Raw genomic sequence first — 647 nt, forward strand, 5'->3', positions numbered from 1 at the left:
CGCCTGCAGCCTGCGGGCCTCGGCTTTGGCTGCGGTCCATTCCCGCATCGCGGCGATCGCCTCGCGCCGGTTCGTCGCACACTGCAGCGCGTTCTCGGCGGCGACCAGGCGCTGTGTTGGCTTCACTGCGCCGAACACCATGCCCGCGGTGATGGTGCGGACTTCGTCGATTGTCCGTTGATCGTGGGCTTGTTCGCGCTGCGCGAGCTCGGCGTCGCGCTCGCGTTCGGTGCGGTCGCGGCGGACGTTGCGGGCGTGGTGGATCAGGTCGCCGATCTGGATCGCGCGCTCAGATGGGCTGTCGTAGAAGGCCTGCAGGCCGTCGAGGACGTCGCCGCGCTGCAGGCGGTGCTTGTGCAGCTTCTCGGCCCAGGCCGCGATACGGGCCTTGTCGCCGGCGGGGGCGCGGTCGTCGAGTATCGATGCGAGCTTGAGTGCTTCGGCTGCGGTGCGGAGGTCGTCTTCGGTTGCGTTGACGTTCATAGCGTTTGGACTTCCTCGAGCAGTTCGTTTAGGGCTTGGTCGTGGGTGCGGGCTTTGGCGGTGGGTTTTCCGGTGCCGGGGCTGGCGCGGTTGTTGGCTTTGTGGACGAAGTTCGGGATCTGGGTTGGTGACCAGGAGTCGCTGTTAGTCCAGGCGAGTAGGCC

General features: G+C 67.1%; 1 protein-coding gene. It reads right to left on the bottom strand.

The genetic code is table 11. The features are described from left to right. The coding region (locus AC5Y5V_RS31385) for a hypothetical protein (RefSeq protein ID WP_499942978.1) at positions 1-483 on the bottom strand (483 nt) is incomplete at its 3' end. Positions 484-647: the final 164 nt, after the last annotated feature.

This window comes from Mycobacterium sp. NGS68, assembly GCF_059812195.1.